Source organism: Paenibacillus cellulosilyticus (assembly GCF_003182255.1).
Classification (GTDB): domain Bacteria; phylum Bacillota; class Bacilli; order Paenibacillales; family Paenibacillaceae; genus Paenibacillus_T; species Paenibacillus_T cellulosilyticus.
This window is the reverse complement of sequence record NZ_QGTQ01000001.1, coordinates 124,873-145,356: the sequence shown is the minus strand read 5'-3', so window position 1 is coordinate 145,356 and position 20,484 is coordinate 124,873. Positions and strand designations below refer to the sequence as shown.

Sequence of the window (20,484 nt, the reverse complement as noted above, 5' to 3'; positions counted from 1 at the left end):
GGGAATCTCAAAATTTATAAGAATAGCGTCACCTCACGTATAAACCTAGTAGTTCTGGCAACAATGGCTGATGAGGTGATCGACAATGAATGATCAAAACAACAAGCCAAAAGAATCTCCCAAATCGATTCCGGGAGGTGCAGCTGCTAGACCAAATGGACTGCGTAGAGTGTTAGCCAAAAAATGGGTTACACCGGCAGCGTTCATGGCGGCAGCGGCAATTATCGTAACCTTAATGTGGCTCTATCGGGGAGAGCAACCAGAACAAACAACTACGACGCCTGATACTGAAGTCAGTCAAGGTGACGATGTAACGACGAAGCCTTCAGATGATACCATTGCGGTAATGACGGGCGATGAGGACATGCAGTGGCCTGTACTGAACTATGGCGATCTTGAAGTGTCGCTTCAGTACTACGATGAAAATGCAACCAGCGAAGAGAAACAAGCTGCGTTAGTGTCGACGAGCGATAATCAATTCCTCCCGCATACGGGTGTGGATTTGACGAAGCCGGACAATACGACGTTCGATGTCATTGCTGCACTTAGCGGTAAAGTATCGCGTGTAGACAACCATCCAACGAACGGTACGACGGTTGAGATTACGCACGGTAATGGTCTGGTAACGGTGTACCAAAGCTTGAGCGACGTTTCCGTTAAAGTAGGCGACGAAGTGAAGCAAGGGGCACAATTCGCAAAAGCCGGCCGAAACGATCTGGAAAGCGAAGAAGGCATTCACCTTCACTTCGAGGTTCGCCAGAACGGTAACGTGCTGAATCCGAACGACATCATTAAGCGCTAATACGTAAGCGCACAAACGATGGGCGCCTGCTCTCTATATAGAGGGCAGGCGTTTTTATTTGCGATTGGAGCGTCTAAGATAGGCTGTAAGTCCTACTTCGCAAATAAAAGATTGAAAATAATTGGCTATTGCGGCTTGTCAAGCTTGGCCTTAAAGAATATATACCCGGACCCCTCATATAATGTACCAAACTATCTCGAGTAGGGAGGCGGGAACGTGCACGATTACATCAAAGAGCGAACCATTAAAATAGGCCGCTGCATCGTGGAAACGAAGCATACGGTTCGAACAATCGCCAAAGAGTTCGGGGTTTCCAAGAGCACGGTACACAAGGATTTGACCGAGCGGCTGCCCGAGATCAATCCCGACCTGGCGGATCAGGTGAAACATATCCTTGAGTATCATAAGTCGATCCGGCACCTGAGGGGAGGAGAGGCGACCAAAATCAAGTACAAGAAGAGCAGCAAGAAGCGGGAAGTGTTCGCCGCTTCAAAGAGCTGATCGTAATAAATTTTTCTACAAAAATAGAGGGTTTTCGAGAAATTCAGCGAATAATATTCGTAGGAAGTCCCTACGATTTGTGGGGCTTACGCGAACGTGCACTTTATTTTTATTCGTTGGAGGACTCACGCCTAATGTTCAGCAAGGATATCGGAATTGACCTGGGGACGGCAAATGTATCGATTCATGTGAAAGGGAAAGGTGTTGTGCTAGATGAGCCGTCAGTTGTTGCCATTGAGAGCGATACCAAACGGGTTCTAGCAGTTGGCGAAGAGGCGCACCGGATGGTCGGGCGTACGCCCGGCAATATTATCGCGATCCGTCCGCTGCGGGACGGCGTCATTGCGGACTTCGAAATTACGGAAGCAATGTTGAAAGCGTTCATTGATCGGATAGGCGGACGCAGCTGGTATGGCAGACCGCGCATTCTGATCTGTGCACCTACGAACATTACGTCCGTGGAGCAGAAGGCAATTCGTGAGGCGGCGGAACGCAGCGGGGCACGCGAAGTATTCATGGAAGAAGAGCCGAAGGCAGCCGCGATCGGCGCGGGAATGGATATTTACCAGCCAAGCGGTAATATGGTTGTTGACATTGGCGGCGGCACGACGGATATCGCGGTTCTCTCGATGGGCGACATCGTTACCTCGTCGTCCATTAAGGTTGCAGGCAATAAGTTTGACGATGCAATCATGAAGTATATCAAGAGCAAGTACAAGCTCCTAATCGGAGAGCGGACAAGCGAAGATATTAAGATTAAGATCGGTACGGTGAACGGTGATCGTCGCGATGGCGAGATCGACATTCGCGGTCGTGACATGGTATCTGGTTTGCCGCAGACGATTACGATTCGCTCAGCAGAAGTGCGTGAAGCGCTTTGGGATTCGGTCATGTCGATCGTATCGGCAGCGAAGTCGGTGCTGGAACGGACGCCGCCAGAACTATCGGCGGACATCATCGACCGCGGCGTTATTTTGACAGGTGGCGGCGCACTGTTGGATGGATTGGACACGCTCCTATCGGAAGAACTGATGGTCCCTGTACTCGTTGCAGAGGATCCGATGCACTGTGTCGTCAAAGGTACCGGTATTATGCTGGACAACCTTGATCGATTGATTCGCAAGAACAAATCGTTGAAATACTGATGATGAAAGTCCGGCGGGTAGGGCGTTCTGGGGGGACGCGCCGAGGCCGGCTTTCGTTGTTTTTAGATCATACATAAGGACAAAAGGTGGGCCCTAGGGCTTATTAAAGCGGTGTTCCGATTTGCCGATATAGAGAATAGAAGACTATCGAACTAGCAGAATCTATTATTGTTCCGGTACGGGACCGGACAAGCTGGGAGGATTACCAGATGCTAAGAGGGCTTTATACGGCAGCTGCCGGACTGACGACGCAGCAGCGCCGTCATGATACGGTGACGAACAATATTGCCAACCTCAATACGCCGGGCTATAAGCAGTCGAATGAGGTTACACGCACATTTCCAGATATGCTGCTTGCACTGACAGGGACAAGCGATAATACCGACCATCGAATTGGTCGTGTATCGACGGGCGTATTCGCAGAGGAGAGCCTGTCACTGCAACTGCAGGGCGATCTGACCGAGTCGGGCCGATCTGGCGACTTCGGATTGTCATCCAACATTCAAGTGCCGGGCGTGCAATTCGATGCATCAGGCAAATCGGTTTCAGCGAATGGGGAAACGACTTTCCAGCCGCAGGCCTTCTTCACGTTGGAAGGGACTGACGGGCAGCCGCGTTATACGCGTGACGGTCGATTCGATCTGGATGCGCAGGGTTATCTCGTAACGTCGGAAGGCACGCGCGTGCTGGGCACGAATGGACAGCCGATTCAGTTCCAGCAAGGCGTAAGCATGGATGATCTTGTGCTGACTTCAGATTACCGTTTTGTTGATGGATTGACCGGCGCTGACACAGGCAATGCACTGCAGCTGACACGCATTAATAACCCGAATATGCTCGTTCGTGAGGGGAATGGTAAGTTCCGTCTCGAAGGCGATACCGAAGCGGTAGCCGTAACGGCCGCAGACGGCGTTGAAGTGCGTCAAGGCTACTACGAACGCTCGAACGTTGATGCTGCGCAGTCGTCAGTGGACCTGATGGCTGCTTTGCGCGCATATGAGGCGAACCAGAAGGTCGTACAATTTTACGATAAGAGTCTGGATAAAGCCGTCAATGAGGTCGGAAAGGTATAGATTACACTAGCGTAGGGATAAGGAGGCTTGCCAGGTGAACGGATCGATGATTAGTGCAATGGTATCGATGAGCGGCTTGCAGCAGAAGCTTGATGTCATGTCGGATAACATTGCGAATTCGAATACGGTTGGCTACAAACGCAAGGAGGCTTCATTCGAGGATTTGCTGACGAATGCGAAGCAGCAATCGGATGATTTCAAGGAACCGGGCCGCTTGTCCCCGATGAACTATACGCAGGGCTGGGGTTCGAGAATGCTCGGCATTACGCCTGATCTGTCACAGGGTACGCTGCAGCAGACGGGCAACACGTTCGATATTGCGATTGAAGGCGATGCGCTGTTCCAAGTACAGACGCCTGGAGGTACGGGATATACGCGCAATGGTGCATTCCAATTATCCTTGCAAAGTGATGGTACAGCTCTCCTGGCGACGAGTGATGGCTATCCAGTGATAGGTGAGGATGATCAGCCAATCGTTATTCCTCCCAACTATTCCATTCGCGTTAATGTAGACGGAACGCTTGATGCAGTCGCGCAAGATGGCACAGCTGAGTCTATTGGAAGACTCAAGCTGCTGCAAGTTACGCGTCCTTCTCAGCTGACAAGTGTGGCAGATAACTTGTATGCTGTGGCAGATGGTGTTAATGTAGAAGATGTGTTGAGAACCGTGAATGCCGGTGAAGGCAATGATATTTCCTTGCACCAAGGCTATCTCGAACAATCGAACGTAGACTTAACGACCGAGATGACGGAGCTCATAAACGTGCAGCGCGCCTATCAGCTGACTTCTCGAGCACTGAGCTCCAGTGACACGTTAATGGGATTAGCCAATGGCTTGCGCGCATAAACGGAGTTGAATATATCGATATGAGTAATGATTGGCAACCAACGACAATCCAAGGCAGCAGAAGCAGCAATATGCGCACATCTGCGGCAAAGGCGGAAGGGGCTCGGCGTACGCCTGTCCAGGAGCGTTCGGTGTCCGATGATAAGCCATCAGAGCGGCCTCAATCTGCTAAGTCTTCTGGCAAGCAGGTGAAGCGCAGGAAGAAACGTAATCCGGTGCTGAGAGTGCTGCGTTGGTTCGTCGTGCCGGTGTTATTGTTCTGGGCCATTGTTGCAGGCATGTACGTGGGTTATACCGTTCTCGGCCATCAGCCGAAGGGCGAGGTTTTCCAACTGGAGACATGGAAGCATGTGTACGACCTCATGTTTTCTAATGAGTAACGGGGCTTATCGTTTAACGGTGCGAACGCAGTAAAAGGCTCGTCATTCATGAGAGCATTGAAAAGTGGTCACACAATATGTGAAAGAAGCTGGTGAGCAATCATCAGCTTCTTTTTTACTAGATCTCACTGGCGAAGCGATCCCCCAGATGTCAGAAAAGGAAAAATAGGTGCTGGGTACAACAAAAAAGGCCGCGGTGAATGCCATTCTACATGGCATTCACCGCGGCTGTTCTGATGTCCTATTTTACGGTTACGCGAAGCGTAATCGTCTTGCCTTCGACTTTCGCCTTAATCGATGCGGAGCCCTTAGCTTTCGTTACGAGAATACCGCTATCGACAGTGACAACGCTCACGTTCGAGCTTGTCCATTCGGCGTTGGCGGTTTGATCGATGTATGTTCCGTCATCGTAGAATGCTTTCAGCTTCAACGTCTTCGTCTCGCCGATTCCGAGTTTCAACGATTTCTCCGACAAGACGAGTGTCTTCAGCTTCGGTACGACGGAGAGTGTAATCGTCACTGTTTTACTCTGATAAGTGCCTGTAATAACGGCAGTTCCTTTGCTGAGCGCTTTAACCGTATTTTTGCCCGAGAACTCAGCGACTGCCTCGTCGGTTATGCTCCAGCTTACTTTTGTGCTTACAATGGAGCTCTTACCGCTCTTATAGAACGCTTTGACCTTAATCGACTTCGACTTCTTCGGATTGAGCGTCAGACTCGTTGGGTCTGCAACAAGCTTGACGACTTCTTCTTCAATTGTTGCGCTAATTTTGACCGTTTTCCCTAAATACGAACCAGTCAATGTAGCATTCGATGAAGCGAGTCCCTTTAACGTGGACGATTTGACGACAAGATTGGTTGACGAAGATTTCCATGTGATTTTATCCGTTACGTCCGCTTCATCGCCGTTTTCATAGACGAGGGTCACGGTAGGATAAGCGTATTCCGTTCCGATGATCATGCTAAGCGTGCTGGAATCGACGAGCAGCGTCAGCGGCTTTCCTGACACATTAATCTTAACGTCAATGGAATAGCCGTTGATGGACCCGGTCAGTGTAGCCGTACCGGTGCCAACCGCTTTCCACTTACCGTCTTCTACAGTGACAACCGACTCGTTGCTTGATTCCCAATTCAGCAGAGACGTGACAGTTACCTCGTCGCCGCTAAACGACTTCGCCAGCACCTCCGGCAGAGAGCCTGTTTGCTCCAAATACGTTTCGATCGTTTGATCGTCCTCGTCAATCGATAAATCCGATACTGTTGGGTAAACCGTAACAGTCAGGGATCGCTGGGTACCTTTGTAGGTTACGGTAATCGTCGTCGTGCCAGTACCCTTCGGTGTTACAATACCTTTGGATACGGTAGCAACCATAACATCCGACGATGTCCATTCTGCAGAGCTTGTGACATCCGTCGTCGAATTGCTATATTCCAGCGCCTGCGCCGTCAGTGTCAGTGGGCTGTCACTTAGTTGCATGACTTGGTTCTTGCTGGGCGTCAGCTTCAGCGTCTGCGAGCCAGCGCGCACGGCAACGGTGACGGAATCGGTAGCGCCGAGATGCGATACCGTAATGGTTGCTGTGCCCGTGCTTCCTGGCGTTATGACGCCATCTTCGACCTTAGCGACCGTCGTGTTAGAGGAGGTCCACTCGGCATCTTCCGTTATAATGGATGTCGTGCCGTCCTGCAGCGTTGCGAGGGCTACGAGCGGATAATCCGAGTCACCGACCGTGAATTCGATCAGGTCCGTATCGGACAGCGTGATCGATTTGTAAGGAGAAGAGACGGTCAGCTTCACCTTGCTCGTTTTGCCTTTGTAGGCGGCGGTGATGGTTGTCGTGCCTTCTGCAAGCAGCGTCAACTCGCCTTCCTCGATAGTGGCGACGGCTGTATTGGAGCTCGACCAGCTGACGTCCTCCGATGCAATGTCGCTGCTGACGGTTGATTTGGTGCCGACTAGCGAATATTCGATCGTGTCGCCCATTGAGACTTTGACTTCAGCGTTTGCGGGAGTTGAAGAACCTACCTGCGTAATCGCGACGGAATCAAATACATACTCGACATTGACGGTAATCGATTTTGTGTAGCCGCCGTAGGTAGCGCTAATTTTAGCCGTTCCTGCGGAAACGCCAGTAATGACGCCGAGGCTGACTTTAGCGACAGCCGTGTTAGAAGACTTCCAGGATGCGGAGTCGGTTACGTCGGTCTGAGTGGTTGAATCCGATAAAGTCGCGTACAGGTTCAAATAATAAGCGTCGTCAGATACGTAAATCGTGATCGACGAGGCCGATGTGTCGAAGCTTAGGCTGGAAACCGTGTCGGCTGCGAGCGCTTGGCTTGGGATACATGAAATCGTCACGAGAAGCGCCAAAAGCATACTTACAAAGGTGCGTGCCTTCTTCATGTTAAACATTGATAGGTGCAGCATGGAGGATAATACCTCGCTTTCGTAAATATTTTCTTTCTTTTTAATAACGGTATTTGAGGGGTATTAATGAAGAGTGAAGACGAGATTTTCAGTTTGCATTAAGCTTTAATATTTTGTGTATTGAAGGGTGTGCAGCGCGACATTGTGATGGGAATCCGACAAGTCAGTTTAATTTTTCAATAGGTAGAGGTATAATGGTTGGGTAACTTTGAAGTGCTATCCATTTCGTGGTGGTAAAGGACGTGAACGCTTGAATCTTCCGAATATGCTCACCGTATTGCGGTTTCTTCTCATACCGGTTTATATTGTTGTGTTTGCGGGAGGAGAGCGGATGATACCGGCGTTTGTCGTTATCGTTGCTGCTGGAATGACAGACGTATTGGATGGGTATATCGCGCGTAAAAGGGGTCAGATTACGACGGTCGGCGCAATGCTTGATCCGCTTGCGGATAAGCTCATGCTCGGAACGGTCATTCTTTCACTGCTGTTGACCGATCACATTCCACTTGTGGCTGCCATTCTCATGTTCGTGCGAGATCTGGGGATGATCGCTGGCTCGGCTGCTTTTCATTTCAGCGGACGCAAGACGGTGCCTGCGAATTGGATGGGTAAGCTGACAACAGTGCTGCTGTACTTTGCTATTCTGTTTATTTTCTTCGAAGTATCGTTCGCTAGGACGTACCTATGGTGTGTGGTCGTCTTCTCCTTTGTCACCTCGGTCATGTACATGATCAAGATCTTCGCCATCAATCGCGATCAAGAGGAAAATGGTGAAGCGCCGCTCGATAAACCGACGAATCGATCTGGCAATACGCGCGAGTTATAGACTGGAACATCATGCGAATTCGCATATGCAAATACAAAGAAGCTCGTCCCACTCGGCGCTTCGGGCCGACTATAGACGAGCTCCCTTATCTTAACCTTCGCGAACTGCAGTTTCCGCGCAGGATAGGATTAGGTTGTCACGGTTTTCCTAGATTATGCCCCGCTTAGGGGGTTATTTCAAAACTGGAGGTACATACATGCTCGATATTAATGAAATTCAACAAATTATTCCCCACCGTCAGCCGTTTCTGCTCGTAGACCGCGTCCTTGAATTGGAGGAAGGCAAACGTGCTGTCGGCATCAAAAATGTCACAATGAACGAACCGTTCTTTGCCGGCCACTTCCCAGGCTATCCGGTAATGCCTGGCGTACTTATCGTTGAGGCACTGGCGCAGGTGGGTGCCGTTGCTATTCTGAAGATGGAAGAAAATCGCGGCAGACTCGCCTTTTTCGCAGGTATCGATGAATTCCGTTTCCGCGGTCAAGTAACGCCAGGCGATACGCTGCGTCTTGAAGTGGAGATTACGCGCTTGAAGGGCAAAATCGGTAAAGGGCATGCCGTTGCGAAGGTGGATGATAAAGTTGTTGCCGAAGGCGGCATCATGTTCGCGTTGTCCGACCCATCCTAAACGCAACAAATTAATTTTCCAGCAGTATCTAATAAGTGCTTCTATCATGACGAACTATATAGAGAACGACGCAAAGGTCGGCGCCATTGGCGAACACAGGGAGAGAGGAATGGTTTATAGATGTCGGTAAATGCTGCAGCATTAGCAAAGTATGAGGAATGGCTTGACGATCCAGCGATTGGTGAGGAGACGAAAAACGAGCTTCGCACCATTGCGGGCAACGAAACCGAAATTGTTGATCGTTTCTATCGCGATTTGGAGTTCGGTACAGGTGGACTTCGCGGTGTTATGGGCGCAGGAACGAATCGAATGAATGCTTACACAGTTGGTAAAGCAACGCAAGGTCTGGCTGATTGGATTTTGTCACAGAAGCCAGCGGAACCTTCTGTCGTTATCGCACATGACTCCCGTAACAATTCACCAGAGTTTGCTCTAGATGCAGCACTCGTCCTTGCAGCGAATGGCATTACGACGTATTTGTTCCCATCGCTGCGTCCAACGCCGCAGCTGTCGTTCTCGGTGCGCGCGCTGAAAGCTACTGCCGGCATTGTAATTACTGCAAGCCACAACCCGCCTGAATATAACGGATATAAAGCTTATAACCAAGATGGCTGCCAGTTGGTGCCTCACGAGGCGGAGCAGGCGATTGGTCTTATTCAACAAGTAACGAGCTTCGAGCAAGTGCGTACGATTTCGCGCGAGCAGGCAGAGGCTCAAGGACTGCTGCGCTGGCTGGGCGAAGAGGCGGACGAACAGTTCATCGATACGGTTGCAGCATGCAGCGTTAATCCAGAACTGCTGAAGGGCGGTCTTGGCGAACGTGTTTCGGTTGTTTTCACACCGCTGCACGGTTCAGGTAACTTGCCTGTGCGCGGCGTACTGGCGAAAGCGGGCTTCAGCAATGTGCACATCGTTCCTGAACAAGAGCAGCCAGACGGCTATTTCAGCACGGTGAAGTCGCCGAATCCGGAAGAGCGCGAAGCGTTCACGAAGGCTATTCTACTAGCGAAAGAAGTCGATGCGGATATTATTATCGGTACGGACCCCGATGCTGACCGGATGGGTGCTGTAGTTAAAAATACGAACGGCGAGTACGTTGTGCTGTCCGGCAACCAATCCGGTGCGATCATGGTGTACTACCTGCTGAGCCAGCTTCGTGAGAAAGGTACACTGCCATCCAACGGTATTGTCGTCAAAACGATCGTAACAAGCGAGATGGGCGCAGATATTGCGCGTTCGTTCGGTGCAGATGTGACGAATACGCTGACGGGCTTCAAATACATCGGCGAGAAAATGACGCAGTACGAACAAACGGGCGAGCGCACGTTCCTGTTTGGTTATGAGGAAAGCTACGGTTACCTGACCGGTACCTATGCACGCGATAAAGACGCGGTAGTTGCTTCCTTATTGATTTGCGAAGCAGCGGCATACTATAAGAGCCAAGGTAAAACGCTGTATGACGTACTGCTTGAGCTGTACGCTCAATACGGCACGTACCTGGAAGGCTTGCAATCACGTACACTGAAAGGTCTTGATGGTGTTCAAAAGATTGGCGCCATTATGGAAAACTGGCGTACGAGCCCGCCAACTGAAGTTGCAGGTACTAGCGTAGAGTCCGTGCTTGATTACAGCTTGGGATTGGATGGTCTTCCAGCTGAGAACGTATTGAAGTTCCTGCTCTCCGATGGCTCCTGGTTCTGCCTGCGTCCTTCTGGAACGGAACCGAAGATCAAAATCTATTTTGCTGTTCGCGGTCAGTCTCCTGATGAGGCAGCAGCGAATCTCGAGCGTCTTACGACCGCTGTTATGGAGCGCGTCGATCAACTAGCATAAGGAGAGAACATCAGTGCTTCAATGGCAGCAATGGAACCGCAAATTTAAAGCCGTGCTGTGGACGCTTGCCTTAGTTGGTGTAGTCGCTGCATTGCCCCTGGGTGTGCTGCGGTGGCAGATGGAGGGCACGTCCAAGCAGGTTGAATATGTAATGAACTATAAAGATATTGAGCTTGTTGCCTCGTATCAATACAATCCGGCTGCATTTATCGATAAACAATTGGAGCAAATGAAGGCAGCTGGCGTAACGACAATGGCTGTTTTCGAAGCGACGCTGGATGATCTCGTTACTGCAAAGCGATTGAATGTATACAACCAATCGCAGCTTGCTCTACTTCAGGGCAAGGCGCCTAATTTGGGTCTGAACGAAACGTATGTCTTGTTTGCCGGCAATGAAGAGGAGCAAGCGCTTAAGCCTCTTATTACGTCGGCCTTCGAACGAGCAGGCATCTCCGTCTCTCCATGGGCGATGGATGGTCGTTCGGGTCTTCAAATCAGCGCGCCGATCGAGACGGCAACGCTTATCTCGATGGATCCGGACCCTATTGCGATGGATCGAATCCACGCAGCGGGCTTCCGAATTTTGCCTCGTATCTCGGATCGAATTCGCCCGTATAACGAAACAGAAGTGCGCGCGCTGTTGGAGCAGTTCAAAAGCTATGGTGTAGATCGTATCTTGTTTGATGGCTCCGCAGTGAAGGGCTTCAATGACAATGCCGAACTGCACAGCTTGAACTCCTTTGCCGCACTTCTGAAGGAAGAGGGCATCGGCATTGCGGCGATCGAAGGATTGAAGTCACCGCAGAGCGGCTTTAATACGCTTGCTTATTTGACAGACTATAATGTTGTAAGGCTCCATTCGATTCCAAGCGCACTAGCGGCAACGATTTCGCCTGAAACGTTGAAGGATCGGTTCCTGCTTGCTGCGAAAGACCGCAATATCCGCATGTTCTATCTGAATGCTGGTGCAAGCCGCAGCTTGGATAAAGGCGGTGTCGTTGACCCGCTGGATAAGCTTGTTGCGGCGCTTCAAGGGCCAGATGGCACGATTCAGAAGCTTGCTGATTTCGGCTTCTCGCCAGGTCCGGCTGAGCCGTTTGATGTGGATCATCCAAGCTGGACGAAAGCAGCTAAAGCAATCGTATGCCTTGGTGCAGTAAGCATGATTGCGCTGCTAATTGGTGCCTTTGCGAACTGGCTTACGATTATCGCATTCGTGCTTGGCGTGATCGGCAGCGGCGGACTTTATGTCCTATCCAAGTCGACGCTTGAGCAAGGTTTGGCATTAGGCGCTGCAATCAGTGCACCAACATTAGCGCTCATCTGGGTGTTGAATGTAATCCGCAGACGTACCGAAGGTAACCGTCGCAACGTCGGTGGCGAATGGAGCGGCAATAATCGCTCGCAATCGGTGGCGCAATCGGCCGCAGGATTTGAAGGTGCGACTGGTCGTTATACGAAATGGACATCGCTGCTGGGTGATGTGTTTGGTATCGGCCGCATCAAATGGATTTTTAACGGAATTCCTGCCGGACAACGGTTTGGCAACGCGATTACGCTCTTCGTCTTCGCCAGCTTGATCTCCATGTTAGGCATTCCGTATGTATTTGGTTTGTTGAACAATATTACGTACAGCTTGCTGTTGGAGCAATTCCGCGGCGTTAGCCTGCTGCACCTCGCGCCGATTTTCCTCGTCGCACTGTATCTGTTCCTGTACATGGGCTCGTCGGTGCTTGAGAATATCCGCAAGCTGCTGTCCATTCAGATTACGGTGTTCTGGGTGATCGTAGTAGCGGTGTTAGGTGTTGTAGGGCTGTACTACTTGTCGAGAACAGGTAACGAAGGACAAGCGTCTTCGCTCGAAATGATGATGCGTAATACGTTGGAGACGACATTCGGCGTTCGTCCGAGATCGAAGGAGTTCTTGCTAGCGCATCCATTGCTGCTGCTTGGTTTGTTCTTGGCGCTTCGTTATCGCGCAGCATGGGTATTGGTTATTGTAGGCTCCATTGGCCAGCTGTCGATGGTAGATACATTTGCTCACATTCATACACCTTTACAAATATCGTTGATTCGTGATCTGCTCGGCCTCTGCTTAGGAGCAGCTATCGGCTGCGTGCTCATCGCAGTGTGGCAGCTTGGGGAAGGAGTATGGCGCAGATGGGTAAGACCAGCAATCGTCAAGTACGCCGAATAATTGTTTCCGGCTACTACGGGTTTAACAATAGCGGCGATGAAGCGGTTCTGAAGTCGATTCTGAATGCGCTGCATGCGGAAGGGGAGGCACATGGCATTACGATTGAGCCTGTCGTGCTGTCTGCCGATCCCGCATGGACAACGAAGATGTACGGCGTTGAAGCAGTTCCTCGGATGAGTCCATCCGTACTGCTCCGCGAAATTCGCCGCTGCGATGGACTCATCAGCGGCGGCGGCAGCTTGCTGCAAGATGCGACAGGGTGGAAGACGATTCCGTATTATACGGGCGTCTTGTCACTGGCGCAGATGCTCGGTAAGCCAACCTTTATTTATTCACAGGGCGTTGGCCCTGTGAATCGCGGCTGGCTGTTTGCTCCGATTCGCCGTGTCATGAACAAGAGCAAATATATCTCGGTTCGCGATGCTGAGTCGGCTGCGCTGCTCGGCCGGATTGGCGTAGCTCAGGAGCGAGTGGAGATTGTCCCTGATCCAGTCATGGGCTTACCGCTGCCAGCAGGGGCTGACGAGGTTTCTACGAAACCACCATCTGGAGATGCTTTGCCTGTAGTAGGCGTGTCGCTGCGTCATTGGCGCAAGGATGGCGCAGATCTAGAGCGGGCAGCGTCGGCACTTGCAGCACTAGCGAAGCGCCGTGCTGTACGGTTCCGTTTCCTGCCGTTCCACATGCCTGACGATGCAGCTACATCTCAAATCGTCATCGACAAGATGCGGATGCTCGGATTGGGAGAGAGCAGTGCCGAACTAGCTTCGCCTGGCGACGATCCGCAGCAGATGCTGCTGGAAGTCAGCCGTTGTGACATGATGTTCGGTATGCGTCTGCATGCGCTCATCTATGCGGCTAATCAACGTGTCCCGCTGATTGGCTTGTCCTATGATCCGAAGATTAACCAGTTCCTTAACCGGCTGGGGCTTACACCTATCGGTACGACCGAGCAGCTTGATCCTGTACAGTTTGCTGCGAGTGCAGATTCGCTTCTGAGCGATTTAGAGGGCTGGCGCACCCGGCATGGTGAAGCAATCGATCGGTTGAAGCGAGAGTCGCAGCGACCGGCGCAGCAAATCGCTGCACTGCTGAGTCAAACTATGAAAAGGTGAACGACGCATAATGACGACAATGACGAATAATAGAGCAACCACAAACGCATTGAAGCAAATTCCAACGGTATCGATCTATGGTCTTCCATTCAGCAAGATGGGGATGGACGAGACGATTGCGAAGCTGACGGAAGCGATTGAGAACCGCGAAGTGACACATGTCATTACAGCTAATCCAATTATGGTCATGTCTGCGCTGGAGGATCCTGCTTACCACAGCATGATGCGAACGGCAGAGTTGATTGTACCGGATGGAACAGGTGTGGTGTGGGCTGCTGGTTATGTCGGTGAACCTGTGACGGAGCGGGTGCCAGGGTTTGATATTTTACATCGGCTGATGGCGCTTGGCGAATCGAAGGGTTGGAGCGTTTATCTGCTAGGCACCGATCAGCAGACGATTGATCAAGCAGCAGCGAATTTGAAGCAGAAGTATCCTCTCACGCGAATTGTGGGGGTGCGTAACGGATATTTTGGACCCGAGCAGGACGCGGAAGTTGTTGCCGCGATTCGTGAGGCACGGCCAGACATTCTGTTCGTAGCGCGTTCGGCATCAACGCAAGAACCATGGATTTCACGCTATAAGAACGAGTTGAATGTACCGGTCATTATGGGCGTTGGAGGCAGCTTTGATATCATTGCGGGTAAGCTGAAACGAGCGCCGAAAGTGTTCCAAAAGCTGAGGATAGAGTGGCTATATCGCCTTCTACAAGAGCCCTATCGCTATAAAAGGATGCTCGTTTTACCTAAATTTGTGATCAAAGTGGTTCGAGAGAAAGAAAAGGTGACGAAAGCACGTCCTTAATCGCTAAAAACTAGTGAAAATCGGTCAATTCGGCAAAAAACGAGGATAGCGAAAGTTATTCGCGCGGAGTATAATCAATGCGGTAGAAAATAAGAGGAGTTGGATACACCTGTGGGTATTCTCTACGGCATCTCATTTGCAATCGCTTTGATCCTTGCGCTCATTATGACACCAATCGTCAAGCGGTTTGCGTTTGTTGTTGGTGCTATTGACAAACCTAATTACCGCAAAGTGCATACACGAATAATGCCGCGTTTGGGCGGGTTAGCTATTTATATTGCGTTTGTCGGCGCTGTTCTGATTGCACTGCCCTTCATTCCCGAAGGAACACTACGCTCGTATGATCTTAATATGATCCGGGCCATTCTAGTCGGCGGGTCGATTATCGTCATCGTTGGCGGGTTGGACGATCGCTTCGAGCTGTCAGCTAAGGTTAAGCTGGTCGGACAAATTGCGGCAGCCTGCGTCGTTGTCTTCGGCTTCGACGTCAAGATCGATTTGCTCAACATTCCATTCGGTGAATCCATGCAGCCAGTTGCGTCCTGGCTTAGCATACCGCTCACGATCCTCTGGATCGTTGGCGTCACGAATGCGATTAACCTGATTGACGGTCTGGATGGACTGGCAGCAGGTGTCTCGGGTATTGCGATTGCGACCATTTTGACAATGGCTGCGATTATGGGCTTCGTACCTGTCATACTGCTCTGCACGATTTTGCTCGGTGGCGTTATCGGCTTCCTCGTCTATAACTTCCATCCGGCTAAGATCTTCATGGGCGATTCAGGGGCACTGTTCTTAGGCTTCTGTCTTGCGACACTGTCCATGCTTGGCTTCAAGCAGGTTACGATCGTGTCGTTCGTTACACCGCTGCTCATTATCGGCGTACCGCTGTCGGACACGTTCTTCGCGATTATTCGACGCTGGCGCAGCAAGAAGCCGATCTTCGCTCCAGATAAAGGCCATTTGCATCACTGCCTGCAGGAGCTTGGCTTCAGCCATCGGAATACGGTGCTTATCATCTGGGGCATAGCTGCTCTCTTCGGTGGTTGTGCAATCGTACAATCGACGCTCATCAAGACGCATGCAGCGAACTGGCTTACCTTCGTCGTCATTTGTGTACTGACCGTCTTCCTGCAGATTGGTGCAGAAATGATCGGTATCGTAGATAAGTCGAAGCGCCCAATTCTAGACCTGCTGTTCCGCAACCGTCTCAAGGCACATGCAGAATCGCGTACCAAATAATCCGGCTCTTATTTATCATTCGAAAGCTTTGGTCTCCCGCTGGGGGCCGAAGCTTTTTTTGCGTGCAGAAACATTAATGTGACATTCATTGGGGATGAATTGGTCGTATAACCTAAACTTTTGTCGCTTTGGGTCCGATAATGGAAGTACAAGTATATAGCGAAACCCGTGTTATTGGAGGAGGCACATTGTGACAAAGAAAATTGGAATCTGGTTTATGGTGCTCGCAATCGTCATCGGCATGCTTCCAAGCGCCGGCAAGACAGCGACAGCTGCCACGTCGGGAAGCTTTTCGTTTCCAACGGAATTTGATACTCCTGGTCAAGCGCGCATTACAACGAATGGGCTTGTAACACTGACAGGTACGCTCAACGGTGTCAATTCCAGCTCTGTTGTATACAGCGTGTACCAGCTTGTTGGCTACGATGTGAACAACCCTGGCGTAGATGAGCAAATTGGTTCGAGCCGTGAAGGATTGACGAGTAACGTTTATATTAACGGCACAACCATCCAGGTGTACAACATTCAATTGTTCTCAGGTATGAACAAGATTACGTTTACGGGTACACAGGGCGGTGGACAGGTCTCGAACTCCATCTATATCGATTATCATGATGGACCGACACTATATGATTTGAAGGCATCCTTATATGGCAATGACTTCGCCTTGAATGAAGGCAGCACGGCAGTGGTTTATTCCTCGAGCACGAAGAATAAGACAACGGCTGACATTACGATCTCCGGTAAAGCGCCGAATGCAACTAGCGTTACGGTTGATTCAAACGGCAGCTCGCGCACATTCTCGGTAAACAGTACAAGCAGTTATTCTTTTGTTGCTTCTCCTGTTGCTGTTACTTTAGGCAAAAACTTGATTACGATTACCGTATCGAACGGCAGTCAGACACTCAAAACAACGCGTGAGGTTGCGTTCTATAACGGCAGTGTAACGTTTTATGACGTTAACATATCCGACGATACGGGCTCGAGCTCAGCGCTCGAATATAGCCCAAGCTTCGTTACGGATATGAGCGGTTTACAGATTAAAGGTAAAGTTATCGTTCCGAACAACTATGTCCAACGTACAGGCGAGTCAGCTGCGAATCCACATCCGGATCCAACTCAAATTCTCAGCAACATTAAGGGCACACTGGCAAGCGGAAGTACGGTTTATAAAAACTTCACAAGTGCCGACTTTAATGCAAGCATTAGCGGGAATTACAGCGTGACGGATCCTTTCTTTGTGTACGAGTACACACTCACTTTGCCAACGACGCTCCCGCTGGGTCAGACATTCAGCTTGACGATGCAAACGATCAATGAAGAGACTGGCACGTACCAAGGGACGGATGGGCTTTATTTCACATTGGTCGACAGCAACAAACCTTATATTGACCAAATCAACCTCCTGCAGGGTTATCAGTCAGGCGTAAGCACAACGAATATGACGGGCGTTACGCTGGATGGTCAGAACCTGTATGGTATGCCGATTGGTGTTGAGGTGTTGATCGGCAATGCAAACAAGATGCAAGATGGTTTGACTATATCGCAGATCAAAAGCGCCGTCTCTTCAAAAGTTGCAACTACAGGATATACGGTTGCTGAAGTGGAAAGCGCAACAGTAACTAGAACGGTTAACGGGGTATCCAAGTCATTCCTGCGACTCGTCTTGGAGTTTACGAAACTGCCTTTCGAGGGCAAACAGACCCTTACATTCACAATTGATGCGGGCAGATCAACGACAACTGAGAGCAGCATGGATGCGACGATTACGATGCTCTATGGTCCTTATGTCAGCTACGAATCGTTGTATGATGGCTTGATCGTGTATGATGATACAACTGCTGATCGCCAAGCTCGTGCAGACGCTCTCGTTAGCACGGTTCTGAAACAGTTCTTGGGTAGAATTCAAAACGTGAATGACACGGATGAAATTCAATATGATGCGTACATTGATAGCGTAACGCCTGCTAACAGTAAAGCGCAGTCGATTTTCTTCTATGTAAATAACGTATTATTCAAATTGGATCCTGTTACGGATTCCACGGGTACCATCGACAAGACACGGTTCCAGCTCGCACCAATTGATGACGGAACTGGCGACGTAACGAACCTCAATGTGTTTAACGTCATGTTCAGTGGAGAAAATGCGGTGCGGTTCGTGTTCCAAGGAACGAATACGTTCTATGAGAAGACGGTGAAGTTCAACATTATTCCGACAAACCTGCCGGTTATTCCGGTAGAGGGTTCTCTTGGTATTTTCCCGTTCTCGTACACGACCGATACGAACGCATCGATTGTACCTGTACAGAGCGATCCGAAATTCCCTAAGAATGGTTCGATCTATACGACGAATAGTTCCAAAATGAACATATTCGGTACATTTGATTTTATCGATCTTGGCAAGAATATATCAAGCATTACCAGTAAGCTGACAACGTCCGGCTCGTCGAGTACGACGACGGCATCGGGTATTCAACTTAACGACTATATTCTTCGCATTACGAGTACAGCGCTTTCTGATCCGATAGAATGGAATCTGTCGATGCCGTTCGCGATCTATAACAGTACGACAGAGACGTACGTGGGCACTTACCCTTCGACGGTTGATATTGAGAATGTAGATTCGAATGGCTTGTTTGTTCGTTATGATATTGAGACACAGACATTCGCATTTATCTTAAAGGATCAACAACTCAACAGCGATGGTACGTCCAGCGTTTATAATTTTGCAGCGTATAACAGTGGTCTGTATGGTTCCAAAGCAACGGCTCGCCTTGAGGTGGATCCAACCGCGCTGCCTTACAGCATTGTTCGGCCAATCAAAACGCCAGAGAGAGACATCGTGAACCAGAACTTCATCGAAGTGCTCATCGATGCACCGGGTGCAGAGACGGTAACGATCAATAAGCAAGTGGCGGAGAAGATTGGTAAGTACGACGCCGATTACAATGGTGATTACGAGTACAGCGACGTTTTCCGTGTCATTGTTTCTGATCTGAAAGTTGGCAAGAATGATATTAAATTCACGATTGCCAACGCGAATGAGAAGACGGATGGCAAGATCACGATTACTTACGCACCTACGAACATTCCAGGCGCACAGTACGCTAAGGTAATGTCCAGCTCCCAGAAAGTATTCGATGGCGCGTTGGCACTAACGTTCCCGAAAGGTACAACGCTCATTCGCAACGATTACAACGTAGCTGAGAAGTATAAGAGCCAAGTATTCACGAACCACAATATTTTGTACGCTATTGCGAACCCGGAAGACGGCGTTATTGACCGGCATGACTTCGAATCCGAACCATCCGGATTTGACCAGCTCGTTACATCGTATGGTGAATTGTTCAAGTATTCATTCCCGACGCGCTTCTCGAAGGTAAGCTCAGTATTCTGGCTGGATGCCGGTTTGGCGGACGACATTACGACGAGCGATTATGACCCAATTACACGAGGGGTAGACCCGTACCAGTTCCCTGGCAACCAGAATGGTCCGAACGGAACTGAAATTTCTTCTTATTATGATCGCGACACGAGCCAAGAGCTGGTTGCTTCCAAGACAGGATCGCTCACGCTGGCATTTGACGCAAACATGAAAGAAGTTGCAGGAACGGTCATCACCGTTTACCGCTTCGACAATGAGAACAAGTACTGGGAAAACCTCGGCGGCGTAGTGGATATGTCAAAGAACACGATTACGATACCATTCACGAAATTCGGCTACTATGTTGTTGGCAAAATGGTTTATTCGTTCTCTGATGTTACATCGCATCCATATGCACGGAACTATATGGAGGCGTTGTTCGCCAAAGGTATTATCAACTCGGTAGGCAGCGATGACTTCGGTGCAGACATGTACACGACGCGCGGTGAATTTGCTCGTATGATGGTAAAATCCCTGAACATACCGCTTAACTACTCATTGGGTAACCCGTCGTTTGATGATGTGCCGCAAATCGTGAACCAAGATGCCATTTGGGATTATCGTTATATAGAGACTGCAGCACGTGAAGGCATCATTCGCGGTACGCAGCCTCGTACGTTTGAGCCTAGCGGGAACTTGACTCGCGGTGACGCAGCTGTCATTCTGGCGCGGGCGCTCGAGCTGAAGTTGGAGACAGACTCGACTAAGATTGATAAGCAGCTGCAGAAGTTGTTCAAAGACTATAGCTCGATCGACTATTATGCCAAAGCATCCGTTCTAGCTATCGCTAAGAAAGGGTACATTACAGGTTCCCCTGTCGATTCTAGTGATTTGACTAAAGGCTATGTATTCGAACCAAAAGCTAATCTGCTTCGTTCCGATGCAGCAATTATTGTAGGCAAGATGCTCGTCGATACGAAGAAGCTTCCTAAGCTGAACTAGATCGTATGTTAAGAAGACGGTACTTGCATGAAGCAGGTGCCGTCTTTCTATCGGATCGATTCTGTGGAGTCAATTCGACAGCATACGATTCATAAAGTCTTGGTAAAACTTTAGTATCGACGTATTCCGCCTTTGCAAGCTATACTAAGGATGTTCCTGAGAGGGAACGAAAGTGCAGATAAAAAAGAAATACCCAAGACAAGAAAAAGTTTGATCAAAGCCGCAACTTTTAGTTTCGAACTGCGTCTAACGTATAAGAACAGCGGAAAATGCGGGTTTTTATGAGAGATAGAGATCGG

The 20,484-nt window shown here is 49.9% G+C and carries 15 protein-coding genes; 14 read left to right on the top strand and 1 reads right to left on the bottom strand.

Annotated elements, in window-relative coordinates; genetic code table 11:
* The first annotated feature begins 85 nt into the window (after nt 1-85).
* The 6 genes from DFQ01_RS00550 (at nt 86) to DFQ01_RS00525 (ending at nt 4,748) form a co-directional block, all read left to right on the top strand.
* Entirely contained in the window at nt 86-802 is a 717-nt protein-coding gene (locus DFQ01_RS00550; RefSeq protein ID WP_110041930.1) for a M23 family metallopeptidase, read from the top strand.
* Between the two features lie 216 nt (nt 803-1,018).
* Nucleotides 1,019-1,303, top strand: coding sequence for a sporulation transcriptional regulator SpoIIID (gene spoIIID / locus DFQ01_RS00545; RefSeq protein ID WP_110041929.1), 285 nt, complete (start codon nt 1,019-1,021; stop codon nt 1,301-1,303).
* Nucleotides 1,304-1,437: 134 nt separating this feature from the next.
* Nucleotides 1,438-2,448 carry a rod shape-determining protein gene (mreB, locus tag DFQ01_RS00540; RefSeq protein WP_110041928.1) on the top strand — a complete coding sequence of 337 codons (1,011 nt, stop codon included), beginning with the start codon at nt 1,438-1,440 and terminating at the stop codon, nt 2,446-2,448.
* Nucleotides 2,449-2,657: 209 nt separating this feature from the next.
* Nucleotides 2,658-3,521 carry a flagellar hook-basal body protein gene (locus DFQ01_RS00535; protein WP_110041927.1) on the top strand — a complete coding sequence of 288 codons (864 nt, stop codon included), beginning with the start codon at nt 2,658-2,660 and terminating at the stop codon, nt 3,519-3,521.
* Between the two features lie 34 nt (nt 3,522-3,555).
* A complete protein-coding gene (gene flgF, locus DFQ01_RS00530; RefSeq protein ID WP_110041926.1) occupies nt 3,556-4,368 on the top strand; it encodes a flagellar basal-body rod protein FlgF in 813 nt (270 codons plus the stop codon).
* Between the two features lie 20 nt (nt 4,369-4,388).
* Nucleotides 4,389-4,748: a DNA-directed RNA polymerase subunit beta gene (locus DFQ01_RS00525; protein ID WP_245946465.1), complete on the top strand. Its 360-nt coding sequence runs from the start codon at nt 4,389-4,391 to the stop codon at nt 4,746-4,748.
* Between the two features lie 241 nt (nt 4,749-4,989).
* On the opposite strand, the gene DFQ01_RS00520 is transcribed toward DFQ01_RS00525, so the two are convergent.
* Nucleotides 4,990-7,176 carry an Ig-like domain-containing protein gene (locus DFQ01_RS00520; RefSeq protein ID WP_110041925.1) on the bottom strand — a complete coding sequence of 729 codons (2,187 nt, stop codon included), beginning with the start codon at nt 7,174-7,176 and terminating at the stop codon, nt 4,990-4,992.
* A gap of 250 nt (nt 7,177-7,426) precedes the next feature.
* Here DFQ01_RS00520 and DFQ01_RS00515 point away from each other — a divergent pair, with 250 nt between their 5' ends.
* The 8 genes from DFQ01_RS00515 to DFQ01_RS00480 all read left to right on the top strand — a co-directional run bounded on the left by DFQ01_RS00515 (nt 7,427) and on the right by DFQ01_RS00480 (nt 20,185).
* Nucleotides 7,427-8,002 carry a CDP-alcohol phosphatidyltransferase family protein gene (locus DFQ01_RS00515; RefSeq protein ID WP_110041924.1) on the top strand — a complete coding sequence of 192 codons (576 nt, stop codon included), beginning with the start codon at nt 7,427-7,429 and terminating at the stop codon, nt 8,000-8,002.
* A gap of 196 nt (nt 8,003-8,198) precedes the next feature.
* Entirely contained in the window at nt 8,199-8,630 is a 432-nt protein-coding gene (gene fabZ / locus DFQ01_RS00510) for a 3-hydroxyacyl-ACP dehydratase FabZ (RefSeq protein ID WP_110041923.1), read from the top strand.
* Between the two features lie 120 nt (nt 8,631-8,750).
* Complete coding sequence (locus DFQ01_RS00505; protein ID WP_110041922.1) at nt 8,751-10,463, top strand: phospho-sugar mutase; 1,713 nt, start codon at nt 8,751-8,753, stop codon at nt 10,461-10,463.
* A gap of 13 nt (nt 10,464-10,476) precedes the next feature.
* Nucleotides 10,477-12,660, top strand: coding sequence for a DUF5693 family protein (locus DFQ01_RS00500; RefSeq protein ID WP_110041921.1), 2,184 nt, complete (start codon nt 10,477-10,479; stop codon nt 12,658-12,660).
* Nucleotides 12,624-13,775: a polysaccharide pyruvyl transferase CsaB gene (gene csaB / locus DFQ01_RS00495; protein WP_110041920.1), complete on the top strand. Its 1,152-nt coding sequence runs from the start codon at nt 12,624-12,626 to the stop codon at nt 13,773-13,775. Before DFQ01_RS00500 ends, csaB begins: the two co-directional genes overlap by 37 nt.
* A gap of 10 nt (nt 13,776-13,785) precedes the next feature.
* Nucleotides 13,786-14,577, top strand: coding sequence for a WecB/TagA/CpsF family glycosyltransferase (locus DFQ01_RS00490; RefSeq protein WP_110041919.1), 792 nt, complete (start codon nt 13,786-13,788; stop codon nt 14,575-14,577).
* A 111-nt stretch (nt 14,578-14,688) separates the two neighbouring features.
* Nucleotides 14,689-15,819, top strand: a complete 1,131-nt coding sequence (locus DFQ01_RS00485; protein ID WP_110041918.1) for a glycosyltransferase family 4 protein — start codon at nt 14,689-14,691, stop codon at nt 15,817-15,819.
* Nucleotides 15,820-16,009: 190 nt separating this feature from the next.
* Complete coding sequence (locus DFQ01_RS00480) at nt 16,010-20,185, top strand: S-layer homology domain-containing protein (RefSeq protein ID WP_110041917.1); 4,176 nt, start codon at nt 16,010-16,012, stop codon at nt 20,183-20,185.
* Nucleotides 20,186-20,484: the final 299 nt, after the last annotated feature.